The following is a 17,542-nucleotide window of genomic DNA, read 5'->3' on the forward strand; positions in this document are numbered from 1 at the left end:
GGCGGCCGGGAGCTCCCGCTCGTCCCCATCGTGCAGAGTGCCCGTGACGCCGCGGCTCCGTATGAGGGAGCCGTCGAACCCCACCGCAAAGCCCCCGCTCGAACGCCTTCGCCGAACGGTGGATACGCACCGCGCGCGCCGAGTGCACCGGCCGGCTCCTGATCGGCGGCAAACGCCACCTGCGCGCTGTCCTCAGCGAGCACGTCGGCCACTACAACGCCGCACGCGCCCACCACAGCCTCGACCTCCGCGCCCCGGACGACCACCCCAACGTCATTCCCCCTGCCCGCAGCCGCAACAGGCGCCGCCGAATACTCGGCGGACTACTCAACGAATACCACGCCGCCTCGATCAGACCGCCCCGCGGCCCGCAAGAAACGCCCAAATCAGCGGCCTGATCGGAGTTTTGACACTGCGGGTGCCGACAAATCATCCGGCCTGGTCAGGGCACTGATCGGTGATCTCCGAGTCCGCCACGCTCGCCCGGTGTCTTCACCACGCAAGGTATCCGCGCCATCATGATCTCTCGTGCTGCTGCGCTTCGCCTACCTCGCCGCGACCAACACCCTGGCCTTCCTACGCCTCCTGCCGATGAGCGACAGAGAGAAAGACATCGAAATCCTGGCGCTCCGGCACCAACTGCTCGTCCTGCAACGCCAGGTGAGAAAGCCCCAGTTCACCGACACCGACCGCGCGCTCCTCGCCGGCCTGCTCCACCACCTCCCCATGGACAAGCTGCGGCGCCTCCTGCTCGTGGCCCGACCGGACACGGTCCTGCGATGGCACCGCGATCTACTCAAGCGACGCCATGCCGCGACCTGCGCACCAAAGCGTCGCGGACGCCCACCCACCGTCCGCTCGATCCGCGCCCTGGTACTGCGCCTGGCCCGCAAGAACAGCTCGTGGGGTTACCGCCGCATCCACAGCGAACTCGCAGCCCTCGGCATCAAGGTCGCGGCCTCCACCATCTGGGAGATCCTCAAAGAACACGGCATCCCGCCGGCGCCCGAGCGGCAGAGCACGACCTGGGCCAACTTCCTGCATAGCCAGGCGCAGGCACTGCTCGCCTGCGACCTCTTCGAGACCCACACCCTGACCGGAGCCCGCCTGTACGTCTTCGCCGCCATCGAGCACTCCACCCGGCGCATCCGAATCCTGGGCGCCACCGCACACTGCGGGTGCCGATAAATCATCCGTCCAGGTCGTGCGCTTGATCATCGGTCACGGGCCATCTACGGTCACGCGGCCGCACCTGCGCTCTTCACGAGGATGACAGACAGGCGGCAACATGATCTGCCGTGCTGCTGCGCCTGGCCTACCTCGCCGTGACCAACACCTTCACGCTCCTACGCCTGCTGCCGATGAGCGACCGGGACAAAGACATCGAAATCCTGGCGCTGCGGCACCAACTGCTGGTCCTGCAACGCCAGGTCGGCAAGCCCGCGTTCACCGACACCGACCGCGCGGTGCTCGCCGGACTGCTCCACCACCTTCCGACGGACAAGCTGCGCCGACTCCTGCTGCTGGTACGCCCCGACACGATCCTGCGCTGGCACCGCGACCTGCTCAAGCGACGCCATGCCGCGACCTGCACGCCAAGACGCCGCGGACGCCCACCCACCGTCCGCTCGATCCGCACCCTGGTCCTGCGCCTGGCCCGCGAAAACAGCTCCTGGGGATACCGCAGGATCCACGGCGAACTCGCGGCACTGGGCATCAAGGTCGCCGCCTCCACCGTCTGGGAGATCCTCCGTGAGCACGGCATCCCACCCGCCCCGGAACGCGACAGCACGACCTGGGCCGACTTCCTGCGCAGCCAGGCCCACGCGCTGCTCGCATGCGATCTCTTCGAGACCCGCACCCTGACCGGGTCGCGCCTGTACGTCTTCGCGGCCATCGAGCACGCCACCCGGCGCGTGCGCATCCTCGGCGCCACCGCGTACCCCACCGCAGACTGGGTGGTGCAGCTCGGGCGCAACCTCGTCATGGACCTCGAGGATGCGGGCAGCAGGGCGAGGTTCCTGATCCGTGACCGGGACTCGAAGTTCACGGCAGCCTTCGACGCGGTGCTGGCCGATGCCGGGCTGGAAATCGTCAAGAGCGGTGTCCGGATGCCGCGCATGAACTCCATCATGGAGCGCTGGATACAGACCTGCCGGCGCGAACTGCTGGACCGCACCCTCATCTGGGATCAGCGCCACCTGCTCCACACCCTGCGCGAGTTCGAGTCCTTCTACAACGGGCACCGACCGCACCGGGCCCTGGGCCAAGCCGCCCCGCTCCGCCCACTACCCGAACCCATCACCGAAGCGGGACAGATCAGACACCTGGAGATCCACCGACGAGACCGACTCGGCGGCACCCTCCACGAGTATCAACATGCAGCCTGAGCTGGGCGGACGATTAATCGGCACCCACAATGGCAGCAGGACCTCCCACACAACGGCGACAACGCTCCGGCCGCCATCCAGGACTCGCTCTTCGAATAGCGCCCTCAAGACCCGCCCCTGCGCCCTGCGCCCTCCGGCGCCGCAGCCGGACGTACGGCCGCTCCCAGCCCGTCACCGGCGACACGCTGAACCGCGCCGGACGGCCACCCAGAGCGCCGAAACGGGGAGCCCGCCCTTGACCACTCGCCAAACAGCCCCCGGACAAGGGCACTCCCAGCCCCAAGGGCCCAAAACCATTGAAAGGTAACGCTGCTCCCAGCCAAAAACTCTGGGAGCAGCAGGTCAGCGGCTCACCATCGGTTGCGCAAAGCAGCTCACGCGCCCCCAAAAGACGCCCCGCGCCCCGCCCTCCGCGGAAAGTTCTTCGCGAACTCGACCGGATCGGGTGACGAACATCGGCGCCACGTTGACCTCTGGGAGCGCTCTGGGAGCACGCTGCTCCCATTTACTCCCAACGCTCCCAGCCCCACGCTCCCAGAACCCGCCCCCGAGAACGACAGAAGGCCGCATCCGTCAAAACGGATACGGCCTCTGATCTGCGACTTTGGACATCAGTCCGAAGTCGGGACGACAGGATTTGAACCTGCGACCCCTTGACCCCCAGTCAAGTGCGCTACCAAGCTGCGCCACGTCCCGTGGTCCTGATGCTTCAGATCGGTTGCCTTGCGGCTTCCGGTCTTCGGCTTCTTGACCTTGTCCCCGGTGTCCCGGCGACGTGGAAAACAATACAGCACAACGAGGGGTGCTCGCTGCCAGGTGTCGCTACTGGCGTGCTGGGGGTCGGTGGGGTGGTGCAGGTCAGGGTGTCGGGTGGTGGGCGTCGTAGCGGAGGAAGGCGGGGCGGCGGGCGGCGAGGAGGAGGACGGCGGCGAGGCAGGCGAGGCCGCCGGTGAGCACGGAGACGGCCGGGGAGGTGAGCGTGGCGACGGCGCCGGACTCGAAGTCGCCGAGGCGTGGGCCGCCGGCGACCACCACGATGAAGATGCCCTGGAGGCGGCCGCGCATCTCGTCGGGGGCGGCGACCTGCATCATCGTGTTGCGGAAGATCATGCCGATGGTGTCGGCGCAGCCGGCTGCCGCGAGCAGGGCCAGGCCCAGCCAGAGGTTGCGGACCAGGCCGAAGGCGGCGATGGACAGCCCCCAGGCGGCGACGGCGGCCAGGATGGCGGCGCCGTGCCGCCGGACCCGGCCGACCCAGCCGGAGAAGGCGGCCCCGAGCAGGGCCCCCACGGCGGGCGCCGCCACCAGCAGGCCGACGGTGCCGGCGCCGCCGCCGTAGAAGCCGACCGCGATGGCGGGGAACAGGGAGCGCGGGAGGCCGAAGATCATGGCGGCGAGGTCGGCGAGGAAGCTGGTGCGCAGGTTGGGCTGCTCGCGGAGGAAGCGCAGGCCGTCCAGTACCGAGGCGCGCCGCCTGCGCTCGCCGTCCCTGCCGGGACGCATCGAGGGCAGCCGCCACATCGCGTACAGCGTGGCGCCGAAGGCGAAGGTGTCCACCAGGTAGGCGGCCTGGGCGCCGAACGCACCGATCAGCACGCCGCCGAGCATCGGCCCTACGGTCGAGCCGAGGTTCATGCCGATGGTGTTGAGGGCGTTGGCCGCGGGCAGCTGATGGCTCGGCACCAGACGGGGGATCATCGACGAGCGGGCCGGTGAGCTGAGCGCGAAGCAGCTGGCCTGCACGGCCACCGCCGCGTACAGCACCGCGACGCTATGGGCCCCGAGCACCGCCTGCGCCGCCAGCGCCGCCGAGACCAGGGCGAGCCCGCTCGAACCGGCCAGTCCGAGCAGTCGCCGGTCCACGGTGTCCGCGATCGCGCCGCCGTAGAGGCCGAAGGTGACCAGCGGCACCAGGGAGAAGAGTCCGACCAGGCCGGTCGCGAAGGTGGAGCCGGTCAGCTGGTAGACCTGCACGGAGACCGCCACCGCGGTCATCTGCTGCCCGATCGAGGAGACGGACTGGCCGAACCACACCCGTCGGTAGTCCGGTATCTCCCGCAGCGGGGTGAGGTCGGCGAACGCTCCCCTGGTCAGCCGCCGCAGCCGTCCACCGGACCGATCGGCTGCCGGCCCGTCCTCCCGGGCGGACGGCACAGGAACGGACGGCACGGGGACGGACGGCACGGGGACGGACGGCCCGGAGGCGGCAGGTGACGGCGCCCCGGTGGGTGGCGGCGGTGAGTCGTCCGAGGGCTCCGAGCGGTCGGACGTGGAGGCGGAGGAGATGGACGGGGGCTGGGGCGGTGGCTGTGAGGACGATGAGGACGGTGAAACGGACTGGGACGGGGGCGGATTAGTCGGCACGGAGACTTATGGTCGGCCACGCCCCGGCCTCACCGCCACTGCCCTCGTCACACCGCCCCGTCACACCGCCCCGTCACACCGGCGGCTACCGGCTCAGGACCTGCTTCTCCCCGGCCTCGACCGCGATCGTCAGCCGGTTGCCCGGCGGCGGGAACGGGCAGATGAAGTGGTCGGAGAAGGCGCACGGCGGCAGGTAGGCGCGGTTGAGGTCGAGCACGGTGTGCCCGTCCGCGTCGGGTTCGGGCAGGGTGATGAAACGGAAGCGGTAGGTCTCGCTGCCGCTGGTGGTATCGCTGATCACACCGCTCAGCTGCCTGCCCGCACGGCTGACGGTGAGCGTGTGCGGCTCGCCGGCCAGGGCGAAGGCGATCTGCCCGGTGACCGCCAGCGGGCGCTCCCGCCCGTCGGCGTTGGGTACGGTGACCGACGAGTCGGCCTCGAACGGGGTGAAGACGGCCTGGACGGCCCACTCCGGGGCGTAGGGGTAGACGGTGATCCCGGCGAACGCGGCACGCCGGGCCGCGTCCGGATCGAAGACCCTGAGGGCCAGCTCGCCCTCGCGCTCGATCGGGACGAGCAGCCGCTCCCCCAGCTCGGCCAGGTCGGCCCCGGGCATGGTGTCGGGACGCAGCGCGGCCTCGCCGTCCACCGCCGTCTCCGCGCCCTTGACCCGGATGCCGTCACCGGCCTCGGCGCGCACCCGTACCAGGCCCTCGGAGGCCCACCAGAGGCCGGGCAGGCCGGGGATCCCGGTGGGTTCGGAGTCCAGCCAGTGGGTGCCGGTGAGGGCCAGCTGGCCATGCGGTGCGCTCACCGAGGCGGTACGCGCCTCGGTCCATTGCTTCCATTCCTCGGTGGCGGTCACGGTGCGCCCTCCCGGGTAGCTCGATACGGGGGTTGGTTCGGAGGGGTTCAGGCGGTCCTGCGTTGTCGGTGGGCCGGACGTTCAGACGCGCGCCGGCCCGGGCGGTGCGGGCCTGGTCAGCCGCGGCCCGCGAAGGGTCGAAACAGCCCCTCCTGCATGACGGAGACGACCAGCCGCCCCGTCCGGTCGTAGATCTGACCGCGTGCCAGGCCGCGGCCGCCGTGGGCGATCGGCGACTCCTGCTGGTACAGCAGCCAGTCGTCGGCGCGGAACGGGCGGTGGAACCACATCGCGTGGTCCAGCGAGGCCATGTCGAAGTTCCGTTCGCCCCAGAGGGGCTCGACGGGGGCTCGGACGGCGTCCAGCAGGGTCATGTCGCTGGCGTAGGTGAGAGCGCAGACGTGGATCAGCGGGTCGTCCGGGAGGGCGCCGTGGGTGCGCAGCCAGACGCCGCTGCGCGGTTCGACGTCGGTCAGCTCGTCCTTGCTCCAGCGCAGGCGGTCCACGTAGCGGATGTCGAAGGGCTGGCGGCTGCTGATGAAGGGCGGCAGTTCGCCGAGCTTGGCGCCGACCTCCTCCAGGGCGCTGGGCAGGCCCTCGGGGGCCGCCACGTCGGGCATCACGGCCTGGTGCTCGATGCCGCCCTGCTCGGGCTGGTGGAAGTCCGCGGTGAGAGCGAAGATACTGCGGCCCTGCTGGATGCCCAGGACCCGTCGGGTGGTGAAGGAGCGGCCGTCCCTGATCCGGTCGACCTGGTAGACGATCGGTACGCCGGGAACGCCGGGTCTCAGGAAGTAGGCGTGCAGTGAGTGCACCGGGCGACCTCCGTCCACCGTGCGCCCCGCGGCGACCAGCGCCTGCCCCGCGACCTGGCCGCCGAAGGTGCGCTGCAGCGCCTCCTCGGGGCTCCGGCCACGGAATATGTTGAGCTCGATCTGTTCCAGGTCGAGCAGGTCGACAAGCTGGTCGACGGGGGTCTCCATGGTCACACTTCCTCTCTCGGCGGACCCGCTGGGCACAGCTCACCCGAGGCCGCCTTCGTCTACCGAGAAGTCTGCTCGGCCCCCCGGAATTCCCGTCGCCCGGGGTGCGCTTGCGGCACCGGCCCGCTCTCCCGTCCGGTCGGCCCGGTTCACGCCGGGCCCGCTCCCCGTCCGGCCTGCTCCCCCTGCGGCCCGGTTCACGCCAGGCCCGACTGCCGGATGGTGATGTTCAGCCGCCCGACCAACCCGAGCGCCGGGTCCGCGGTCCCCGGGAGGGTCCGCAGCACTCCGTGGTAGGCGAACCTGGCGGGGCCGCCGAAGACCAGCAGGTCCCCGCTGCGCAGTTCCAGATCGGTCCAGGGGCGGGTGCGGGTCTCGGTGTTGCCGAGGCGGAAGACGCAGCTGTCGCCGAGTGAGAGGGAGACCACCGGGGCGTCGATCCGTTCCTCGCGGTCGCGGTGCAGGCCCATCTTCGCGCCGTGCGGGTAGTGGTTCACCACTCCGATGTCGGGGCGGTAGCCGGCCGCCCCGGCGATCTCGGGCAGCCGCGGGCCGTACGCGTCGGCCAGGGCGCGGGCCGCCAGCGCGCCCAGCTCGGGCGGGAAGGGCTTGACCGGTGCGCCGTCGCCGTCCACCACGGTGCGGGCGTAGCCGTACGGGTACCAGTGCCAGCCGAGGCTGAGCATCCGCACCGACATGACGCCGCCGCGGGGCATCCGGACGGTTCGCATCCCGGCCGGCGGGCGGGCCCAGGCGCGGCACGCGTGGACCAATCGGCGCTGCTCGGCCGGGGAGAGCCAGTCGGGCAGGTGGACGGCGCCCGGCGCCGGTTCGAAGCGCTCGCGCGGGTCCGGCGGGAACAGCGACTCCGCGGGGGACAGCGGCTCCACGGGAAACAGCGGCTCCACGGAGTGGCGGGGGGAGGTTTCGCCGTCCATACACCCATCCTCGCAGCCCCGCCTCGCCCTCACAGCACCCCAGCGCGCCCACCGCGCGGCCCGCCCGAGGGTCCCCGGCGGTCTCCCAGCGTTCCCGACGGTCACCCGACGGTGTCAGCCGTTCGGCGCACGCCTGACCGGTTGCGGGTGCAGTGCGACGGGTCCAGGGCTGAGCTGGGAGTACGCAGGCCGAGGAACACGGCTCGGGAGACCGGCCGAGGAGCCAGTGCCGGGGAGCCGGTGCCGAGGAGCCAGTATGAAGACCCTGGATTTCAAGATCATCGATTTTCCCGAGTCCTCCCTCGGCAAGACCGCCGTACTGGTCACCGGGCCGCACGAGGCGCTCCTGGTGGACGCGGGCCTCACACGCTCCGACGGCCGCCGGCTGGTGGAGGAGGTCAGGGCCTGCGGCAAGCGGCTGACCACGGTCTTCGTCAGCCATGGCGACCCGGACTGCTACTTCGGCGCCGAGGTGGTCCAGGACGCCTTCCCCGAGGCCGGGTTCCTCGCCGCCCCGGCGATCGTGGCGCACATCAAGGAGACCCACCAGGCCGCCCTGGAGGCCTGGGCGCGGCTCGGTCCCGAACTGCCGACGCGGCTGGTCCTGCCGGAGCCGCTGCCCGGCGACGCCGTCGAGTTCGAGGGCCACCGGCTGGAACTGCGCGGCGCGGACTTCCACCTTCCGGACCGGCACTACCTGTGGGAGCACCGGCAGCGGGCCGTCCTCGGCGGCGTACTGCTGTTCCAGGGGCTGCACGTCTGGACCGCCGACACCCCGGCGCAGACCCAACGCGGCGCCTGGATCGACCTGTTGGACGGTATGGAGGCACTGAACCCGTCCTTCGTCGCGGCCGGGCACCGCAAGGCCGGCTCACCCGCAGACGTGTCGGCGATCCGGTACACCAGGGAGTACCTGCGGGCCTTCGAGACCGCGATCGGCCAGGCCGAGAACGCCGCGGCGGCGCAGGAAGCGCTGGAACGGCACTACCCGCAGGCCGGGTTGAAGCTCGCCGTGGAACTCGGCACCAAGGTGGCCATGGGTGAACTGAGCCTGGGCTGAGGGAAGTTGTGGATGCCGCTGGCCCAACCCGCCCGGCGGGAGCGGCCGGTGGACCGGGCCCCGGCTCTCGCCGGGCACCCGAGTCGCCCGTCCCGTCGAGCCCCTCGCCGAGCACGCCTGAGCCCGGTGGGCTCGGGCACGGCGCCGACATACTACGACCAGGTATTCACACCCCGCAGTCGGATTAGCGGCAATTCCCGTCGTGGGTGCGTTCACCCGTGACCCCTGGCACAACGGCCCGTTGGTAAAGGCGGTCGGGCGCGCCCGGCTGCCATGACCTGACGAACCGAGGAGTCCCTCTTGCCGCGCATGCTCGCTGTCAGTGACGAGGTCCGAGCCGAGATCGGCGACGACGAGGCAGACCGCCTGCTCGCCGGTGCGCACGCACCCGACACCTACGACTGCACTTCGTGCCGCACCCCCGGCGACTCCTCCCAGGAGGCCACCAGCACCGTGCTGTTCGTCGGCGACGAGACCGCGGTGCTCGCCTTCGCCCACGCCCGCTGCGTTCCCTCACAGGTCGTACCGGTCTCCGAGGAGCAGCTGCGCGGCGCCGTACAGAGCATCAGCCAGGCGCAGGGCGGCGCTCACGGGAGCGCGGTCGTCGACGGATTCGCCGCGGAGGCCGTGCCCGAGGTCGAACGGCCCACTCCGCCGGCCGCCGGGCAGCCCGCCGTGCTCGGGATCACCTGCGGCCTGGTGATGTGCGGGGACATCGCGCACGCCGCACTGGTGGTCGAACCGACCGGGCCGGTCGGCCGCCCCGGCAACACCTCCGGGGAGGACGAGTTCCTCTCGTTGCTCACCGACCACCGCTTCCAGCAGGTCACGGCCGTCGACCGGGCCCCCGATTCGCCGCTGCCCGGCTGGTCGGTGCTGATGGCGATGGGCCAGCTGCACGCGATCCTGCAGCCCTCGGCGACCGGCGGGAGCTCCGCCTGGTGGCAGGCGCACCAGCCGCTCCAGGTCACCGACTCCTGGCGGCAGGCCGCCAACAAGCAGGCCACGGTGACGATGTACGCGGTCCCGGCCGGCACCGTCGGCCGTCAGCCCCGTGAGGACCTGCTGCGTCAGGCGCTCGACCGCGCCGCCGCCAAGGGACTGCTGGTCGGCGCGATCCTGCCGCTGGCCGGGACCTGACCGGCCCTCCAGCGCACCCACGCCGGCCCCGCGTCCAACCGCCGGCCATGCCGAACTCCCCTGCCCCCTCCCTCCGTTCCGGCCCTCCGGCACCCCGCCGAGGGGCCGGAACGTCCGCCTGGGCCGGTCGCCGCCGACGGCAGGCGCGACTGCCGCCCCACGGTGCGCCGCGGCCCCACGGTGTGCCGCGGCCCTGCGGCGAGCCCGGAACCCGGGCGGGCGGAGCGGCGGACGGGCCGGTGGACCGACCCGAGCGGACGGGCCTCCGGGCAGGGCCTCCGGGCAGGTCTGAGGAAAGGCCGCCGGACGGGCTGGCCGGGCTCCGGCGGGCGAAACGGTCGGCGGGCCGAGGAGAGGCGCGCAGGCGAGGCGACGGGGGCGCCGGCGCACCGCCGGTGGAACGCCCGAAGTGGCGCAAGCCGCACCGTCCCGGCCCCGCATCCACCGGCCTCCTCAATCGTTGGCCCCTACGTGTACAGCTACGACGTCGCCCCCCACCGTCCGTCCGCCGCCGCCCGCTCCATCCCGGGCATGCGCCCGTCGTACGACGCGGAGCACCCATCCTCGCCGACCCCCATCTACGACGCGCTGTACTCGGAGTACCGACGGCTGTTCAGGGCCCTCCCCGGTGACCGGACCGGCGAGGAGGACCTGCGCTTCACCGGCTTCGCGGTGCGGGACACGGCCCGGGACGGCTACTTCGGCAGGGACTCCCACCCCGTCCGCGAGGCGCTCCCGCCCGGGGACTCGTACGCCGCCCGTGGCGAGTCGTACGGCGCCCGCGCCGAGCTGGCCGCGTACCCGCCGCAGCACCAGGCGTTCGACACCTATCCGGGGCACGCGCAGGGCACGCCCCAGTTCATGCCGAACCAGCAGGGCAGCGGCGGCGGGCAGTACGCGGCCGGGCAGTACGGAGCCGGGCAGCAGCCGACCGGGGCGTTCATGCCGGGACAGGTGACGTCGGGACAGTTCAGCGCGGGTCAGTTCGTCGCCGCGACTGGCGAGTTCGGGCCAGGGCAGCACACCGCCGGGCCAGCCGGTACCGGTCGGCCCGCCACCGGCCAGTCCGCCGGCCAGTCCGCCGCCCAGTCCGCCGCCCAGTCCGCCGGCAGCGGCCAGTACCCGGCGCCCGCCCCGGCGTCCGGTGGTCAGGGCTGGGTCGCTTCGGGATACCTCGCCCCCGCCCAGCCGGTCGCCAGCGGGATCGGCGAGGTGAACGGGTTCAGCGGACGCCACCGCGGCATGCTGTCACTGCCTCCGGGCCGTATCCCCGGCCAGGGCTGACCGGCCCGAGCCGACCGGCCCGGCCCACCGCGTCCACGGCTCCGCCCGGAACTGCCCCCCCGGAACTGCCGTCCTGAAATGCCGTGAAACGCCAGGGCGCGCCATCCAGTGCCGCGAAGTGCCGTGCTGTGCCGCGAAATGCCGTGCCAAGCGGTGTCGTTGACTGCCGTGAACCGCAGGGAAACGCCGAAGGCCGGGCCCACGACGGGTACCCGGCCTTCGGTCACTGCTCGGTCGGCATGCCGGGGCGACCCGGCCGGCACGCTAGGCCGCCGGAGTGGCCGCCCGGCCCTGCCGCCTACTTCTTGCGGCGCTTCTCCCGCACCCGCACCGAGATCGAGATCGGCGTACCGGCGAAGCCGAACTCCTCGCGCAGCCGGCGCTCGACGAAGCGGCGGTAACCCGCCTCCAGGAAGCCGGAGGCGAAGAGGACGAAGCGCGGCGGCCGGGTACCGGCCTGGGTGCCGAACAGGATGCGCGGCTGCTTGCCGCCCCGGATCGGATGCGGGTGGGCGGCCACCAGCTCGCCGAGGAAGGCGTTCAGCTTGGCGGTCGGGATACGGGTCTCCCAGCCGTCCAGCGCGGTCTCGATCGCCGGGACCAGCTTCTCCATGTGGCGGCCGGTCCTCGCCGAGACGTTGACCCGGGGCGCCCAGCGGACCTGGACGAGATCGCGCTCGATCTCGCGCTCCAGGTAGTAGCGGCGCTCTTCGTCGATCTGGTCCCACTTGTTGTAGGCGATGACGACCGCGCGCCCGGCCTCGACGGCCATCGAGATGATCCGGGTGTCCTGCTCGGCCAGCGTCTCGCTGGCGTCGATCAGGACCACCGCGACCTCGGCCTTCTCCAGCGCGGAGGAGGTGCGCAGCGAGGCGTAGAAGTCGGCGCCGGCGGTCAGGTGGACCCGGCGGCGGATACCGGCGGTGTCCACGAACTTCCAGGTCTTGCCGCCGAGCTCGATCATCTCGTCGACCGGGTCGCGGGTGGTTCCGGCCAGCTCGTTGACGACCACCCGCTCCTCGCCCGCGACCTTGTTGAGCAGGCTGGACTTGCCGACGTTGGGACGGCCGATCAGGGCCACCCGGCGCGGGCCGCCGACGGGGCCCGAGCCGAAGGTCTGCGGCGGGGCCTCGGGCAGCGCGGCCAGCACGGCGTCGAGCAGGTCACCGGAGCCGCGGCCGTGCAGCGCGGAGACCGGGTACGGCTCGCCGAGGCCGAGCGACCAGAGGTAGGCGGCCTCGGCCTCGGTGGACGGACCGTCGACCTTGTTGGCGCAGAGCACGACGGGCTTGCCCGCCCTGCGGATGATCTTGACCAGGGCCTCGTCGGTGTCGGTGGCCCCGACAGTGGCGTCCACCACGAAGAGCACCGCGTCGGCGGTCTCGATGCCGTACTCGGCCTGGGCGGCGACGGCCGCGTCGATGCCGAGGACGTCGACCTCCCAGCCGCCGGTGTCGACCAGCTTGAACCGGCGGCCGTTCCAGGCGGCCTCGTAGGTGACCCGGTCGCGGGTGACGCCGGGGCGGTCCTCGACCACGGCCTCGCGACGGCCGATGATGCGGTTCACCAGGGTCGACTTGCCGACGTTGGGCCGGCCGACCACGGCCAGCACCGGCAGCGGGCCGTGTCCGGCGGCGTCGAGCTCGGCATCGATCTCGTCGGTGTCGAAGCCCTCCTCCGCGGCCAGCGCCATGAACTCCGCGTACTCGGACGCGTCGAGCTCGCCGTGCGGGCCGTGCGCGGTCTCGTTGCTCATCTTCGTGTTTCCGTTTCCCGGCACCGGCCCTTCCCAGGGACGTGCCGTGCGTACCTGCCCCGCTGGGGCAGCGCGGTGCGTGACGCCCTCGTCGCGGGCGGCCAGCAGATCTGTCTGTCACGGGCCCGTGGGCGGGCCCTGGGGTCCGGTCGGATGTCCGGTCGGATGTCCGGCCGGACCGTCCGGTCGGGTCCGGGTCGTCAGGCGGCGAGGCAGCCGGACCGCTCCTGGACCAGGCCGGTGATCCGGTCGATCACCTGCTCCAGGGTGAGGTCGCTGGTGTCCACCAGGACGGCGTCCGGCGCCTGGGCCAGCGGGTCCGTCTCCCGGGAGGAGTCGGCGGCGTCCCGGCGGGTCAGGTCGGCGGCCATCGCGGCGATGGTGGCCTCGTCCACGCCCTTCGCCCGCAGCTCGGCGGCGCGGCGCTCGGCGCGGGCGGCCTGCGAGGCGGTCAGGAAGACCTTGAGGGTGGCGCCGGGGAAGACGACGCTGCCCATGTCCCGGCCCTCGGCGACGATGCCGCGCTCGGCCACCTCGGCGCAGCCGCGCTGCAGCTCCACCAGCCGGGCCCGCACCTGCGGGACCGCGGCGACGGCGCTGACCTTCGAGGTGACCTCCAGGCCGCGGATCGGCCCGGAGACGTCCTGGCCATCGACCGTGATGGTCGGGCCCGCGGCGTCCGTACCGGAGACGATCAGCGGCTTGCCGCAGGCGGTCGCCACCGCCTCGGCGTCCTCGACGTCGACGTCGTTGGTCAGCATCCACCAGGTCATCGCGCGGTACATGGCGCCGGTGTCCAGGAAGCTCAGGCCGAGCCGGGCGGCGACGGCCCGGGAGACGGTCGACTTGCCGGAGCCGGAGGGTCCGTCGATGGCGACGACGACCGGGGCGGACGCTCGGTCGGCAGTGTCCACGGGGCGAACCTCTCTCTACAGCCTCGGGGTGACTTCACAAGGGTAGTCGAATCCCCGGGTTCACCCATCCGGGCCAGCGCGCCGGCCACGGAGCCGGGGCCGGGGCCGGGCGGACGCGCCTCCTCCCGAAGGCGCGCGCCCGGACACCACCGACGGCACGGCGCGGACCGGACGCACGGTCCCGGGCCCCGCCCGGCCCCGCAGAAGCCCCGGCCCGCCCGGCCCCGCAGCAGCCCCGAAACGCCCGACCTCGAAGGTTCAGCCCCCAAGGCCCGACCCGAGGGCTCAGTCCCGGACGCTCCACCCCTGTTCGCGCAGCGAGGCGGTGAGCCGCCGCACCGCCTCCGGGGCGACCGAGAGCTGGACGAAGCCGACCTGCTGCCCGCTGGAGTGCTCGATGACCACGTCCTCGATGTTGACCCCGAGCGCGCCGACCTCGCCGAACAGCCGGCCGAGCTCGCCGGGCTGGTCACCGAGGACGACCGCGACGGTCTCGTACCGGGTGGGCGGAGCGCCGTGCTTGCCGGGGATCCGGGACTGGCCGGTGTTGCCGCGCCGCATCACGGCCTCGATCCCGGCCGCACCGCTTTGGCGCTCGGTCTCGTCGGCGGCCTCCATCGCGCGCAGCGCGGTGACGGTCTCGCCGAGGTCCGCCGCGAGGTCCTCCAGGATGTCGGCGACCACCCCGGCGTTGGCCGAGAGGATGTCCACCCAGAGCGCGGGGCTGGAGGCCGCGATCCGGGTCACGTCCCGCACGCCCTGGCCGGAGAGCCTTATGGCGGTCTCGTCCGCGTGCTCCAGCCGGGCCGCGACCAGGGAGGAGAGCAGCTGGGGGGCGTGGGAGACCAGTGCGACCGCGCGGTCGTGCGCGGAGGCGTCCATCACGATCGGCATGGCCCCGCAGAGCGCGACCAGCTCCAGGGCCGCGTTCAGGGTGTCCGTGTCGGTCTCGGGCGTCGGGGTGAGCACCCACGGTCGGCCCTCGAACAGGTCCGCCCGGGCGCCCAGCGGACCGGACACCTCCCGTCCGGCCATCGGGTGCCCGCCGATGTAGTGGGTGGTGTCGCAGCCCAGCGCGGTGATGTCGGCCCGGGGCCCCGACTTCACGCTCGCCACGTCGGTGTACCAGCGGGCCAGCCCCCGGCGCTGGCAGTCCGCGAGCACCTTGCCCACCAGGGCGGGCGGCACCGCGACGATCGCCAGGTCCACCGGGGTCTCGGGCGCCTCGGTGGTGCCGGCGCCGAGCGAGGCCGCCGTACGGGCGGCGTCCGGATCGGCGTCCTCCAGATACACGGTGAAGCCACGACCGGTGAGCGCGAGGGCGGCGGAGGTGCCGATCAGTCCGGTGCCGACGACGGCGGCAGTGCGCATGGCGGTTGGTCTCCTGTCAGGGTGCCGGTCCTGGTGGTCACCAATCCTCTCGTACCGGGGGACCGGACGTGGCCACGGGGGCGGTCCGCACCCGTCTCCGGCAGGCCGGGCCGTCGCGATTCCGCCTGCCGGGAACGGAAGTTCACGACGACGGCGCCGGTCGGACGGCTCCGCCCACGCGCCGTACCCGGCCGATCGGGCACTCCCCGCGCCGCCCGGTGCGCGGCGGGGACGGCGCGCAGGAGGGGAAATCCGCTGACAGCCGGGTACCCCCGGGGCAGACTGGGCGACCGGGTGACGGCTCGGACGAAGGGCGGGCGGGGTGGCGGCTGAGGCGGTCCAGGGCGCCGGGCGGAACGCGGCGCGGGGTTGGGGATCGGTACTCGAATCGGTGGTGGTCCACGCCTCCGGCGCGCTCTGCCTGCGCCGGGCGCACGGCACCGTGCCGCCGGACGGCCGGGTGCGGCTGACGGGACTGCCCCGGTCACTCGACGGGGGCTCGCTGCGCGCCCGGGTCGTCGGCGAGAGCACCTGGCGGGTCACCGAGGCCCGGCTGGAGACGGCCGCGGAGCTGCGCGAGCCTGCGGAGCCGCCCGAGCTGCGCCGCCGGGCCGAGCAGGCCGAGGAGGCCCTGGAAGCCGCCCGCGAGCGGTACTCCGGGCTGCTCGACCGGATCGCGGAGACCGCCGCCCTGCGCGCCGTCCCGCCGGAGCGGACCCCCGGCCGGCCGCACCGCCGCACCCCCGTCGAGGCCTGGCTCGAACTCGCGGACTTCGTCGACGAGCGGCTCACCGCCCTGGACGCCCGTGCCCGGGAGCTGGCCGAGGAGGTCGGCCTGGCGGAGCACGCCCTCGCCCTCGCGCTGGAGGCCCTCGGACACGCCTCCACCGCCGAACCCGCGTACCCGGTCGCGACCAGCGCCGTCGTCGCGCTCACCCTGGCCGGCGGCGGGGCCGGACAGGACGTCGAGATCGAGCTGGAGTACGGCGTCCAGGACGCGTCCTGGGTCCCGTCGTACCGGCTGAACCACCGTCAGCGCGAGGCCGGCGGCGGGTCCCTCGTGCTGCGCGCATCCGTCCTCCAGCGCAGCGGCGAGGACTGGACGGGTGTACGGCTGGCGCTCTCCACCGCCGACCTCGACCGCCGTACCGACCTGCCGCGACTGCGCTCGCTCCGGATCGGCCGCCGCCAGCCGGCCCCCGCCCCCTCCGGCTGGCGGGAGCCCCCGACCGGGCTGGCCGACCTGTTCTCGGGGTACGACGCGGCGGGCCCGCGCCCCTCGGCCCGGCCCGCCCACGTCTTCGGCGCCGCCCGTACCTCCCCCGCGCTCCGCGGTCCGCTGGCACCCGCCGGCGGCGGAATACCGGTCCCACCGGGAGGGGCACTCACCGCCGACCACCCGCACGGCTACGGCGGCGCACCGGCAGCGCCAGGCGGCGCACCCGTCGCACCGGCCGCCTACGGAACGCCCCCTCCCCCGCCGCCCGGACCCGTCCCCGGCCCCGCCGCGCCCGCGATGGCCCCGCGCATGCGGATGGCCGCCCCACTCCCCGCCGCCCCACCGCCCGCCGCCCCGGTAGCCGGAGCCCCGGCAGCCGAGCCGACGGCACCCGTACCCCCGCGCCCGGCTCCCGAGTGGCTCGACTACGCCGCCCTGACCCTGCGGGGCCCGGACGCGCCGCCCGCCGCCCGCGGCCGTCTGCTCCCCGGCCCCGCCGACGACCGGACCGGGGCGGTCCATCCCGCCGCCCGGCCGGAGCCCGTACCCGCACCGCCCGCACCCTCACCGCCCGAGCACGCCGTCCTCCCCCGCCAATCGGCCGGGTCCTTCGCCTACCGCTACGACGCCGCCGCGCCCGTGGACATCCCCTCCACCGGCCGCTGGTGGCACACCGTCACGATCGCCGAGGTCCCCGTCGAGCTGCGCACCGAGTACGTCTGCGTGCCGTCCGTCGAGGAGACCGTCTACGCCGGGCTGCTGATCACCAACCCCGGCACCCAGCCGCTGCTCGCCGGACCGGTCGAGGTCGGTGTGGACGGCGAGTTCCTGCTCACCGCCGCGCTGCCGACGCTGGCGCCCGGGGACACCCGCCGGGTCGGCCTCGGCGCGGCGGAGGGCATCCGGGTGGCCCGCCGGACCGAGCTGTACGAGTCCACGGCGGGCCTGCTGGCCAACACCGCCGTCCTCGACCACCGGGTCCGTGTGGAGCTGGCCAACCGGCTCGGCCACCCGGTCACGGTGGAGGTGCGCGAACGCGTCCCGGTCACCGCCGACGCCGACATCCGGATCGAGGAGCGTCCCGGCTGGACGGCCCCGGGCGGGCAGGGCGGCACCGGACCCTCGGAGGACCACGCGCCGGGCACCCGGGTCCGGCGGGTGGAGCTGCCCGCGGGCGGCACGGCCGAGCTGGACGGCGGCTACGAGATCCGAATCCCGGCCGGCAAGGCCATCCTCGGCGGAAACCGGAGGAACTGAC

12 protein-coding genes, 1 tRNA gene and 2 pseudogenes are annotated in these 17,542 nt (G+C 73.3%); 7 read left to right on the forward strand and 8 right to left on the reverse strand.

Features of this window, described 5'->3' with window-relative positions; translation table 11 throughout:
- Positions 1 to 86: 86 nt before the first annotated feature.
- The 3 genes and pseudogenes from ACSMTC_RS10345 to ACSMTC_RS10355 all read left to right on the forward strand — a co-directional run.
- A pseudogene (locus tag ACSMTC_RS10345) lies at positions 87 to 398 on the forward strand (integrase core domain-containing protein); the annotation flags it as partial.
- 130 nt (positions 399 to 528) lie between these two features.
- A pseudogene (locus ACSMTC_RS10350) lies at positions 529 to 1,173 on the forward strand (transposase family protein); the annotation flags it as partial.
- Positions 1,174 to 1,298: 125 nt separating this feature from the next.
- Positions 1,299 to 2,390, forward strand: a complete 1,092-nt coding sequence (locus ACSMTC_RS10355; RefSeq protein WP_436559363.1) for an integrase core domain-containing protein — start codon at positions 1,299 to 1,301, stop codon at positions 2,388 to 2,390.
- A 622-nt stretch (positions 2,391 to 3,012) separates the two neighbouring features.
- Here ACSMTC_RS10355 and ACSMTC_RS10360 read toward each other — a convergent pair.
- From ACSMTC_RS10360 to ACSMTC_RS10380, 5 genes are all read right to left on the reverse strand, one after another.
- Positions 3,013 to 3,086: transfer RNA gene (locus ACSMTC_RS10360), tRNA-Pro, on the reverse strand.
- A gap of 162 nt (positions 3,087 to 3,248) precedes the next feature.
- Entirely contained in the window at positions 3,249 to 4,559 is a 1,311-nt protein-coding gene (locus ACSMTC_RS10365; protein ID WP_436559364.1) for an MFS transporter, read from the reverse strand.
- Between the two features lie 280 nt (positions 4,560 to 4,839).
- Positions 4,840 to 5,619, reverse strand: coding sequence for a DUF1684 domain-containing protein (locus tag ACSMTC_RS10370; RefSeq protein WP_436559365.1), 780 nt, complete (start codon positions 5,617 to 5,619; stop codon positions 4,840 to 4,842).
- Between the two features lie 116 nt (positions 5,620 to 5,735).
- On the reverse strand, positions 5,736 to 6,602 hold the full coding sequence (locus ACSMTC_RS10375) for an acyl-CoA thioesterase (RefSeq protein ID WP_436559366.1): 867 nt from the start codon (positions 6,600 to 6,602) through the stop codon (positions 5,736 to 5,738).
- Positions 6,603 to 6,799: 197 nt separating this feature from the next.
- Positions 6,800 to 7,540 carry an alpha-ketoglutarate-dependent dioxygenase AlkB family protein gene (locus ACSMTC_RS10380; protein ID WP_436559367.1) on the reverse strand — a complete coding sequence of 247 codons (741 nt, stop codon included), beginning with the start codon at positions 7,538 to 7,540 and terminating at the stop codon, positions 6,800 to 6,802.
- Between the two features lie 256 nt (positions 7,541 to 7,796).
- Between ACSMTC_RS10380 and ACSMTC_RS10385 the strand changes: the two genes are divergently transcribed.
- The 3 genes from ACSMTC_RS10385 to ACSMTC_RS10395 all read left to right on the forward strand — a co-directional run bounded on the left by ACSMTC_RS10385 (position 7,797) and on the right by ACSMTC_RS10395 (position 11,024).
- Positions 7,797 to 8,600, forward strand: a complete 804-nt coding sequence (locus tag ACSMTC_RS10385) for an MBL fold metallo-hydrolase (RefSeq protein ID WP_436559368.1) — start codon at positions 7,797 to 7,799, stop codon at positions 8,598 to 8,600.
- A 300-nt stretch (positions 8,601 to 8,900) separates the two neighbouring features.
- Positions 8,901 to 9,740, forward strand: a complete 840-nt coding sequence (locus ACSMTC_RS10390) for a hypothetical protein (protein ID WP_436559369.1) — start codon at positions 8,901 to 8,903, stop codon at positions 9,738 to 9,740.
- Between the two features lie 471 nt (positions 9,741 to 10,211).
- Positions 10,212 to 11,024 (forward strand): hypothetical protein, encoded by an 813-nt coding sequence (locus ACSMTC_RS10395; RefSeq protein WP_436559370.1) that lies wholly within the window; start codon positions 10,212 to 10,214, stop codon positions 11,022 to 11,024.
- Between the two features lie 298 nt (positions 11,025 to 11,322).
- Here ACSMTC_RS10395 and der read toward each other — a convergent pair whose 3' ends face one another.
- From der to ACSMTC_RS10410, 3 genes are all read right to left on the reverse strand, one after another.
- Positions 11,323 to 12,780 (reverse strand): ribosome biogenesis GTPase Der, encoded by a 1,458-nt coding sequence (gene der / locus ACSMTC_RS10400; protein ID WP_436559371.1) that lies wholly within the window; start codon positions 12,778 to 12,780, stop codon positions 11,323 to 11,325.
- A 200-nt stretch (positions 12,781 to 12,980) separates the two neighbouring features.
- Entirely contained in the window at positions 12,981 to 13,694 is a 714-nt protein-coding gene (cmk, locus tag ACSMTC_RS10405; protein ID WP_436559372.1) for a (d)CMP kinase, read from the reverse strand.
- Positions 13,695 to 13,979: 285 nt separating this feature from the next.
- Positions 13,980 to 15,065, reverse strand: a complete 1,086-nt coding sequence (locus ACSMTC_RS10410) for a prephenate dehydrogenase (protein ID WP_436559373.1) — start codon at positions 15,063 to 15,065, stop codon at positions 13,980 to 13,982.
- A gap of 322 nt (positions 15,066 to 15,387) precedes the next feature.
- Here ACSMTC_RS10410 and ACSMTC_RS10415 point away from each other — a divergent pair, with 322 nt between their 5' ends.
- Positions 15,388 to 17,541, forward strand: coding sequence for a DUF4139 domain-containing protein (locus tag ACSMTC_RS10415; protein ID WP_436559374.1), 2,154 nt, complete (start codon positions 15,388 to 15,390; stop codon positions 17,539 to 17,541).
- Position 17,542 lies beyond the last annotated feature (1 nt).

Origin of the sequence: Kitasatospora sp. HPM-01-4 (genome assembly GCF_051374625.1) — a bacterium.
Classification (GTDB): domain Bacteria; phylum Actinomycetota; class Actinomycetes; order Streptomycetales; family Streptomycetaceae; genus Kitasatospora.

Bases quoted from the DNA above. Each gene is read 5' to 3' on its own strand.
- der (WP_436559371.1), bottom strand. From the start codon at position 12,780: ATGAGCAACGAGACCGCGCACGGCCCGCACGGCGAGCTCGACGCGTCC.
- ACSMTC_RS10385 (WP_436559368.1), top strand. From the start codon at position 7,797: ATGAAGACCCTGGATTTCAAGATCATCGATTTTCCCGAGTCCTCCCTC.
- ACSMTC_RS10375 (WP_436559366.1), bottom strand. From the start codon at position 6,602: ATGGAGACCCCCGTCGACCAGCTTGTCGACCTGCTCGACCTGGAACAG.
- ACSMTC_RS10380 (WP_436559367.1), bottom strand. From the start codon at position 7,540: ATGGACGGCGAAACCTCCCCCCGCCACTCCGTGGAGCCGCTGTTTCCC.
- ACSMTC_RS10410 (WP_436559373.1), bottom strand. From the start codon at position 15,065: ATGCGCACTGCCGCCGTCGTCGGCACCGGACTGATCGGCACCTCCGCC.